The following is a 9,238-nucleotide window of genomic DNA, read 5'->3' as shown; positions in this document are numbered from 1 at the left end:
CGTCTTCGACGAGCAAAATTCGAGGGGGCATAACATTTCTTTCCTTCTCTGACACCATCTCCATCCTGTTAAGAGCAATGGGAAATGCTTCGCGTTCCTTGTTTAGAAAGGCGGATTCGATGGGTGGTGAGGGAATAGATCAATTATGGGCATCGCCAGGGGGAATGGGGCGCAGCAGGGGGTGATAGTCTGATTCTGCCACTCGATAAAATCAATCCGGACTCGCCCAGACCGTCCTTGCCTGAAGAGAACGGTCTTTCGCATAAATTCCGTTATACATAACGACGCTGGCCTATGCGTCTGAGCTGATATTTGCCTTCCAGATCGCAGACGGCTTCAGCGATAGCTCGACTGGACCTTTGATCGCCAATGTAGACAATCATCACGCCGGCGGAGTTGATTTCGCATCGGCAAGAGGTAGGGGAGGAACGCCGTTTCGATTACACGCTGCATTTCCAGGAGGGAAAGCATTGACGTCTCCAAGATCCTGGCCGAGGTGACCTGGACTGCACTATTGCTGCGCAGAACATCCACCATAGTCGCTTGGAGCCATTCAATGTGAGATATCTATCTTCCAGATCATTCAATTGGAAAAGGCCCTTCTCAGGCAGTACAGGTGTCGAAGGAGTACAGATGTTCTCCTTAGCTTCTCTAGCGCACGGCGGCTATCAAAGGCCTGGAGCATGAGGCAGACATTGCCAAGGTGCAGGCGTGGTTCGGGCATGCGAATATCAGTACTACGAAGACCTTGCTCATTGGAATGAGGTTGGCAGGTAGCGCTTTGAAGGCAGGCTAAAGCCTGGCTGAGACTCACTCACCGATAACGGGAGTTATGCGGGTTGAGCCAGGAGGGGGTTCGTTCAGAACCGCCCAGAAAAGGCCCAAATCGCCTACAGCGGTGACGAATTCTTTGAATGCCACTGGCTTCACAACATAGGCATTGGCGCCCAGCTCGTAGGCGCGGCCAAGGTCTGTATCTTCTTTGGAGCTGGTAAGCATGACGACCGGAACGCTGCGCAAATGCTCAGTTTCTCGGACCGCCTCAAGCACCTGCAATCCATCGACTTTTGGCAGCTTCAGATCGAGCAGGACGAGCGCAGGATTGCCCATGTCTCGATCTGCGAAAGAGCCGCTGCGAAGCAGGTAGTCCAAGGCCTCAACGCCATCCCTAACAACGATAACTTGATTGGCAAGCTGAGTACGTTCGAGTGCCAAAAGGGTCAGACTCAAGGTCTCGCTCGTTGTCTTCCACGAGGAGTATTGGTTTCAACATAGCGGCATCACTTGAAAAAAACGCCAATACATTAGCAGGTGCCCAAAAGACTAGCACCTATCCCTCATCGCTTAACGTTACTTGGCGCTCACGGTCCATAGCTGGTCGAGCCTGGTCGTGTAGCTCTGGCTCATCAGCTCGCGGCGCATCGCCCAGTCTGGGTTTGCTGGCACACTCGCTGCGCGCAGGGTGCCGCGTCCCCAGCGACCGTTAATCTCGTCCAGGACGCCCATCAGCTTGTTGGTGGCCACCGGCTGCAACGCGGCAAACAGATCGTCGGTGAATTCACCAGGTTGCCGCAGATCCATCAGCAGCACCTCGGCCTTGCTGTAGCGAAAGCCAGGTCTGAATAGATGGTCGACGGCCTGGACGGCGGCCTTGGTGATCAGCCGGACGTCGTTGGTGGGGTAGGGCAGCTCGACCAGGATGCCATTGGCGTACTTGGCTTCGTCGGGATTGAACATGCCGGTACGCACGCTGACGCGGATTTTCTTGCAGAGCGAATTCTGTGCCCGCAGCTTTTCGGCGGCGCGCTGGACGTAGGTGGCCACCGCCTCCTTGATCGGCTCGATGTCGGTCAGCCGTTTGCCAAACATCCGGCTACAGCAGATCTCCTGTTTTGGCGGGTCCGGGTCGTCCAGCTCCAGGCACGGCGTGCCGGCGAGCTCGCGCGCCGTTTTCTCCAGCACCACGCTGAATTTCATGCGCAACGTGCGCGCGTCGGCCTTGGCCAGGTCCATGGCCGTCTGAATGCCCATGGCCTGCAAGTGTGCCTTGAGCTTGCGGCCGACTCCCCACACCTCTTCAACCGCCGTGTTGCGCAGCACCCAATCGCGTTTGAAAGGGTCGCAGATATCGACCACACCCCCGGTCTGCTGCTGAAGGCGCTTGGCCGTGTGGTTGGCCAGCTTGGCCAGCGTCTTGGTTTTGGCGATGCCCACACCGACCGGGATGCCGGTGCATTGCAGTATGCGAGCGCGCAGGGTGCGCCCGAGCGTATCGAGGCTGCCCGGTACGCCGGTCAGCAGCGCGAAGGCTTCGTCAATGGAGTAGATCTCCAGCGCCGGCACCATGGACTCGATCACCGACATCACGCGCTCGGAAATTTGCCCGTACAGCGCGTAATTGCTGCTGAAGGCGACAATACCTTCCTTGCGCAACATGTCCTTGATCTGAAAATAGGGCGCACCCATTTTGACGAAGGGCTTGGCGTCATAGCTTCGGGCGATCACGCATCCATCGTTGTATCTGAATGAAGCTAACTGTTAGTAAGCCACAACCTGTTGATTTTACAACACAATAAGCTCCTAACATTTTCCCGTTGAGACCGCAGGTGCGATATCAATACAATATCGTGCCAGGCTTTATGCCTGTAACCAGTCCTAGGTGACTGATAAGCACGGCACCCTTCTCATGTTATTCGAATCTATGCGGGCTAACGCACCCCTCCGGAGGCGAAAAGCCGCTCCCCCGTCAGCCAACGCGCGGCATCCGAAGCCAGGAACACGGCCACATCGGCAATATCTTCGGGCTTTCCACCTCGACCTAGAGGCGTTGAGGCAATCAGATTTTTTTCCATATCCGACCCGGTGATACCGGTGCGATGGGTGCCCTCGGTTTCCGTATATCCCGGATTAATCGCGTTTACTCGGATTTTGCGCGGAGCTAACTCTTTAGCAAGCACCCCGGTAATGGCGTCGACAGCAGCTTTTGTGCCGCTGTAAAGAACAGAGTCTGCTGGCAACAGGGAGGTGATACTCGAGCTGATGTTGATGATGCTGGCGCCTTCGCCCAGGTGTTTGACGGCAGCACGAGTCACTAGGAGTAGGCCTAGCACGTTGGTATTGAATTGAAGATGGAAATCGTCCTCAGTAACCTGTTCGATTGGGCTAAAAGCATAAATCCCGGAGTTATTGACCACGATATCCAAGCGACCAAATTCGTCAATGGCTGAGTGAACAAACGCCTCGGCGTCTTCAGCTTTAGTGACGTCGCCACCTGTCGCCGTTGCCCGTCCTCCTGCCGCTGTAATTTGAGCAACTACCGTTTCGGCTGCCGATTGGCTTTTGGCATAACCAACAACCACGGCAGCGCCTTGCGCGGCCAGTGCCTTCGCGATGGCAGCGCCAATACCTTTGGATGCACCGGTAACGAGTGCCACTTTCCCTTCCAGACTCTTCATATGCTCTACCTTTTAATCGTAATGTTAAGGCCGTAAACGGCGCCGATGTGGTGAGCGTTTACGGCCAACTCCTCATCGGCAGCAAATATCGCGCGCCCGCGCCTCAGAGCTTTTCGAAAACCTAAACACTCATCAGCACCGCACCAGCAATTAGTAATACTGCCGCCGCCATTCGTTGAACGCTAAAGGGCTGTATAGCCATCTCGAACCAACCCAAGCGATCCAGAGTCATGGCCGCAAGAACCTGCCCTGTCATGACCAATGCGATCATGTTGGCGGCGCCAATACGAGGAGCGACGGCGGTGGTTGCGGACAGCACAACAGCGCCGCATAGCCCTCCGATCCAGGCCCACCAAGGTAGGCCTGTCATCTGAGAAAGTCTTGGCCAAGGCTTCCCTAAGGCCAGCGCGAGGGAGGCAAGTATCGTCGCTACAACCACCGACGAGAGCGCTGCTGCCCACAGAGGGCCGCCTATTGCCCGTCCCAACCGGGCATTCACGACCGCCTGCAGGGGCAGCATCACGCCAGCGGCGGCGGCCAGGAGAAACAGGAACAAAGGCATGTTATTTCCCTTGCGGCCCGAGGAAGTCCACCAACAAATCGGCTATTCGATTGGCGGCTTCTTCTGGCAGATAGTGGCCGGCGTTAAGGATCACATCACCCTGAACATTAGTCGCCAAGGCCTGCAACGCCTTGACAATATGATCGCCGACCCCTCGATCCGCCCCCAACGCCAACACCGGTATATCAATTGGCTTCTCAGCGCGGAGCCGGTTTGCGGCAACTCCTTCTGGCGACAAGGCGCACTGGTAGTAGCGGGTCGCGGCTCGTAATGCGCCAGGTGCGGCCAGCTGACGTGCATAAATGGCGATGTCTTCAGCGGTGATAGTCCAGGGCTGCAGTGACTTGACCCGAAACAACCAAGTGAGAAACACCTCTTCGCGTCCGCTAATCAACAGCTCTGGGAGATCGTCGAGTTGGTTGAACGCAAAATGCCAACTACGTCGGTTAGCCTCATCGACGGGCAGGTCAGTACGCGGCGCAGAAACGCCGGGAATCAAAGCGTCAAGCAATGCGATGCGTCGGATATCCGAGCGCCAGTCTGCAGCCCATGCATAAGCAATCCAAGTGCCTACGTCGTGCCCTACAACATCGATAGGCCCATTTTCGAATAGCCCTATTGTTTCAGCAAATGAGCGCAGTTCAGCGGCTACAGTACCCAGATCATAATCACCTATCGGTGCATCACTTTCCCCCATACCGCGAGGGTCGACCGCAATGACTCGATAACCGGCATCCACCAGTTGCGGCATTACATAGCGCCATGCATACCAGCTCTGTGGCCAGCCAGGAATCAGCAATACAGGCGGGCCATCACCTCCCTCAACATAGTGAAGATTGACATCGCCAACGCGCGCACTTGCATGGTGAAAGCGCTTCCAGAAATCGGTGCGCATCATGAAATCTGCGCCAACGTGCTGCGGCTGCTCTGATCGAACGTTCATGACTCCCCCAGAAAATGGAATTGATCGTTTCCTAATTAAGTAAAATGCTATTAAAGCAACTGCATCAGCTCGCAAACCATTCCAAGCATTCGCTTGGCGTCAGTTTTCGTTTTGCCGACCACCCGCATACCCTGCTGAAGGGTCAAGAGCAGTTTTGCCAGATTGGCGGGATCGAGCTCCTTACGGATAGAACCATCAAGCTGGCCCTCCTCGATCAGACCGCGCAGTTGGGCTTCTCGCCTGTTCTGCTGCGCAGCGATCAAGGTTGCAATCTCTTTATCCGCCAACGAAAGCTCAACGGCGGTTTCGACCACCAGACATCCTGTAAGGCCTGTCGCCTCGCAGCTAAGGCGTGCATAGTGAATGAGTAGGGACTCGATTTTGTCACGGCCCGAGTGTGCGCTCGCCAGGCAAGCAGCAATAGCTTCTGCACGGAGCGCGATATACCGATCAAGCGCTGCCAGGAACAGGCCACGCTTGTCGCCCCAGGCTTTGTAGATGCTGCCCGAAGTGAGCCCCAGACACGCATTCAAGTCCGAGATCGAGGTGCCGTGGAATCCATATTCACTGAAATGCGTGATCGCCTTGTCCAGGGCCGCTTGGGTGTCGAACTCGCGTGGCCGGCCGGGGCGGGCAGAAATTTCAGATTTGGTGACCATGGGGACAGTATAGGAAATAAACATTTCCAAATAAAGACCTAGAAGCAAAAATTTTACGTTTCTCGGTTCGTTATCTTGCGTGGGTTTTCGTAGGATCGGAAATGGGGGCTCCGGGTACGTCACGAGTTACGGGGGCTGTACACGAACTACTAACACTTCCACCCCTCAGATCGTTGTTGGAAAGGACAACGATCGGTGTCTTGGCCAAGTCGGGCCGGAACACGCGCTCGCAGCTTGCGTAGAACGAATTGCAGTCGATCAGCGCAAAGACAGGATCATGCGTAGGCATGATCGCGCACGCTGTAGCGAACCACTCCCCAGATGGCCAGCTCGTCACCTTCCAGGATGTAGCGCGGCGGGTAGCCTTTGTTCTCCGACATCAGAATGACTTTGCCGCCGCTCTTGTGCAGCCGCTTGCACAGCGGCTCGGTGTTGAGCGCTGCAATCACGATGTCGCCGTGCTGAGCTTCACGGCCCCGATCCACGATCACCAGGTCGCCGGAATAGATGCCGGCGCCCATCATGCTGTCGCCCTCGATCTTCACCAGGTACACATGCGGGGCTCGAATCTCGAACAGCTCGTCCAGGGAAATGTGCTTTTCCAGGTGATCGGCTGCCGGCGAAGGGAAACCTGCGGGTACCAGGTGGGAGTAAAGCGGGAGGGGCACGCCTTGTTCCTGCAAGGGGCCTATGATCGAGTACGACATGGGTGTCACCATCAACGTGTTAAAAACCGCCCGGATACGGGCAAAAAGGGTTCTTGTTCAGTCTTCTTGGGGTACGGTCCAGAACACCTGGACGTGGCCATCGTCGCAATGGGCAAGCGTGACGTTATCGGTGTCGGCCAGCTCTTCCATGATCCGGTGCCGATCGTCTGCACGAACATTTGCCATTTCCATTGCTTTGATACTGTATCTATAGACAGTACTTTAGCGGATCGCTCGTTGCCGTGACACGTTTTTTGATTGAGCACCGCTGGATGGTCTGCGCCCGCTTCGAGGTACCGCTGGCCGTGGCAGCCATCCAGTTCCCGTGATGCCGGTGCAAGGCGGCGCGCCTTGGCCTGGGGTTCCATCGAGTGGGATACCCGGCCGGAGCTCAAAATGGGGCGTCGCCATGGACCTTGCTCGCCCTGAGTACTCGACACGGGGGGCATTTGCACCGAGCCTAGTTCTCGGGCGCCGCAATCCTGAGGGTCTCCAGCGCATCCGCGAACTGCTTGGCCTTATCGAAACTGCGAGCGTTCACCACCCTTGACGCTGAGCCATCACGGTGAGTCAAGACCACCGCGAATCGGCTGTGTCGGCGGTTATCCTGGCGAATCAGCGGCGGGCCCATGCGATTGAAGTACAGACGCTGTCCGGCTTGCCGGGTGACGGTTGTGTCGTCACCAGCCACCAGTGCTCCGGTTCCTATCGAGGCCGCACTGCCGAAGCCCGAGCTCTGTGACACCACGCCGTCGCTTAGTTTAAAGAAACGATTCAGCAGGCCGAAACACTGGGTGCCCATCCTAAGGATCCACCTCATGTTCCGGCTTCTGCTCACGGTCACTCTGATCATGCCAGCGCTCTTGCTGGGCGGCTGCACGACCAGCGAATACTCACCCAGCAACCAGCATTGCTCTTCCTGGTACATCGCCAAAGAGCCCGTAAACGATCAAACCTACGAGCTTCAGAAAAAATGCCTCGAAGGTTACTACTCGCCAGTGCCAATGCCCACGCCGGCCAAATGATCCGTTGATGCAAGGTGCTACGTGGGATTCGTTCCCCCAGCGCAAAATTGAATGGGCCCGGTGCCGCCGGCTTTACCGGCGGTTCGATTGCCACTGGCCTGGTGCGCGCAGGTGACAATGCACGCACGCTGTCGGGGTGCAAGCCGGTTCGGACCTCAGTGACTGATTGGATCAGCCACGAGATGTCATGAGGGTGCTACAGCCTCTTCACAACGCGTGAAAAAACGCCAGCGACGGCATGAAGAAATACGCACCGCCTTTCATCGTGACTGCCTGCGGCACGCTCGCCACGGTTTTCACAGTGTCCGGATTGCCCCATTCAACCGGGCAGTGAACCGTGGCCCGTGGCGTGCCCTTGGGCAGTTGACCGATAACCGGGTCGACACCCGGAAACGGCCCCGCGACCACCTCGGGAAACTTCGGGTTGTTGGCCCAGCTGACCTGGGTGAACTCGAATTGATTGCCGATGTTACTGTTGAAAGCCATGAACAGCAGGCCCACGTCTTTCTCCGGCTTGTTCTGGATATTGCCGTCGTTGGGATTGTCGGTCCTGAGGCCATAAGTCAAGCCTCGACGGGGCATCAGGTGCGCGCGCTCGGCCTCTTCTGACTGCCCGAAGCCACCGCTGCCGCGCGGATTGGTTTTTCGAATATGGCCCAGAAATGGGCATTTCGAGCCCTCGGCATCGCTCCCATAGTTGAAGTTGTTAGGCACCGGGTTGTGGTTGCCATCGGCAAACTGGGCGGTGACCGGCGTGCCGTCTTCGAAGCGGCCCAGCAGCATGGCGCCAGCGCGTTCTTTGTCATCAAGGCCCAGGGTGTTGGCAAAGGTCAGCTCGTGTTCCTTGAATCTCTTCACGTTTTGTTCAAGCTTGCGAAAGATGAAGTAGCTGCCGAAGTGTTTATCGGGTTCGGGGGCTGCCGGGTCGCTGACGATGGCCTGCTGCAAAGCAAAGGCCGGGTTCCACACCTGAGCGCCGTCGGTGAGTAGCCGCTGGGCGGTGATGTCTTCGTCAAAGAACAGCGGCTGACTGCGGCCATCCACATAGCCAAAATGCTCGATGCCGTCACCGTTGCTGTTGTGCAGGGCGCGCCCGTCCTGGGAACCGAGCACGGTCACGCCAGGGTGGGCGGTGATCAGAGCCTGTATCTGAGCAAGCTTTTTGGACATCGGCGCCAGTTTGGAGTCGCCGATGATAATGACCCCATGCAGCTGCGCGGGGTTGCGAAAGGGCACGTCCCAGGTGGCCACGTCGGGGTCATGCAAGTCGGCATTGCCTTGCATGCCATGCTGGAACGCCGCGTCGCTTGGCACGTTGTCGATCGCAAGCGCAGCATAGCCAGTGGCAGTCAGGCCCACGCCGACATAAGGCGTGCCGGGCACCTTGGTGCTCTTGAAGGCACGAATTTCCTGCAGGTGATCGATGGTGGATTTCAGATGGGGCACAAGGCTGCGCAGAAACGCTTTGCCCTCATCGGGCTGCGCAAATTTCAAGAACAGCAGGGTAGAGCAGTCACGGGTGTGTTCTTTGAGGATGTTGGGTTGCAGATTCTCCAGCATCAACAGATCGTCCGCGCTGGCTGACGTCCAGTGAATCGAGGTATTCAATGTCACGGCCATGGTGTTTAGCTCCCTTGTTATTAGGTGTGGGGCTATCTTCCTGCGGACAAGGGCGGCACAGACAACACGAGGAGGGAAGGCGCGAAATTGCTTCCCGGACGACGACATTCCTTGAATCAATGCACGCGATTGGCAACGTTCGGGAACGTTGCAAACACGCGAAAGCGAAAAAAGCTGGAGACAGCATAGCAGTGCCGTGACGCCGCGCCGGTAATAGCGCACGCAGGGGCGACCGGTTGTCGATCTGGGTCAGCCGCCTGCCGCCAC

At 57.0% G+C, this 9,238-nt stretch carries 9 protein-coding genes and 2 pseudogenes; all 11 read right to left on the bottom strand.

Translation table 11 applies throughout. The annotated features are described in order from the left end of the window. Positions 1-810 precede the first annotated feature (810 nt). Positions 811-1,273, bottom strand: a pseudogene (locus HB675_RS24260) (response regulator). A 77-nt stretch (positions 1,274-1,350) separates the two neighbouring features. Further along, positions 1,351-2,517, bottom strand: a pseudogene (gene umuC, locus HB675_RS24255) (translesion error-prone DNA polymerase V subunit UmuC); the annotation flags it as partial. A gap of 191 nt (positions 2,518-2,708) precedes the next feature. After that, on the bottom strand, positions 2,709-3,455 hold the full coding sequence (locus tag HB675_RS24250; RefSeq protein ID WP_213881697.1) for a glucose 1-dehydrogenase: 747 nt from the start codon (positions 3,453-3,455) through the stop codon (positions 2,709-2,711). 121 nt (positions 3,456-3,576) lie between these two features. Then, on the bottom strand, positions 3,577-4,017 hold the full coding sequence (locus HB675_RS24245; protein ID WP_213881696.1) for a DMT family transporter: 441 nt from the start codon (positions 4,015-4,017) through the stop codon (positions 3,577-3,579). A 1-nt stretch (position 4,018) separates the two neighbouring features. Then, the gene (locus tag HB675_RS24240; RefSeq protein ID WP_213881695.1) at positions 4,019-4,960 is read right to left on the bottom strand and encodes an alpha/beta hydrolase; all 942 of its coding nucleotides are present in this window, start codon (positions 4,958-4,960) and stop codon (positions 4,019-4,021) included. 50 nt (positions 4,961-5,010) lie between these two features. Further along, positions 5,011-5,643: a TetR/AcrR family transcriptional regulator gene (locus HB675_RS24235; protein WP_213881694.1), complete on the bottom strand. Its 633-nt coding sequence runs from the start codon at positions 5,641-5,643 to the stop codon at positions 5,011-5,013. 46 nt (positions 5,644-5,689) lie between these two features. Beyond that, positions 5,690-5,908 carry a hypothetical protein gene (locus HB675_RS26050; protein WP_256737667.1) on the bottom strand — a complete coding sequence of 73 codons (219 nt, stop codon included), beginning with the start codon at positions 5,906-5,908 and terminating at the stop codon, positions 5,690-5,692. Further along, complete coding sequence (gene umuD / locus HB675_RS24225) at positions 5,895-6,326, bottom strand: translesion error-prone DNA polymerase V autoproteolytic subunit (RefSeq protein ID WP_213881693.1); 432 nt, start codon at positions 6,324-6,326, stop codon at positions 5,895-5,897. Before umuD ends, HB675_RS26050 begins: the two co-directional genes overlap by 14 nt. Before the next feature lie 57 nt (positions 6,327-6,383). Next, positions 6,384-6,518 carry a DUF1654 domain-containing protein gene (locus HB675_RS24220; RefSeq protein WP_213881692.1) on the bottom strand — a complete coding sequence of 45 codons (135 nt, stop codon included), beginning with the start codon at positions 6,516-6,518 and terminating at the stop codon, positions 6,384-6,386. Between the two features lie 268 nt (positions 6,519-6,786). Next, positions 6,787-7,254: a hypothetical protein gene (locus HB675_RS24215; RefSeq protein WP_213881691.1), complete on the bottom strand. Its 468-nt coding sequence runs from the start codon at positions 7,252-7,254 to the stop codon at positions 6,787-6,789. Between the two features lie 304 nt (positions 7,255-7,558). After that, the gene (locus tag HB675_RS24210) at positions 7,559-9,193 is read right to left on the bottom strand and encodes a hypothetical protein (RefSeq protein ID WP_213881690.1); all 1,635 of its coding nucleotides are present in this window, start codon (positions 9,191-9,193) and stop codon (positions 7,559-7,561) included. Between the last annotated feature and the right edge of the window lie 45 nt (positions 9,194-9,238).

Source organism: Pseudomonas sp. dw_358 (genome assembly GCF_018449655.1).
In the GTDB taxonomy this organism is placed as follows: domain Bacteria; phylum Pseudomonadota; class Gammaproteobacteria; order Pseudomonadales; family Pseudomonadaceae; genus Aquipseudomonas.
Note: the sequence above shows the minus strand (reverse complement) of the source record. Positions and strands in the feature narration are given on the sequence as shown.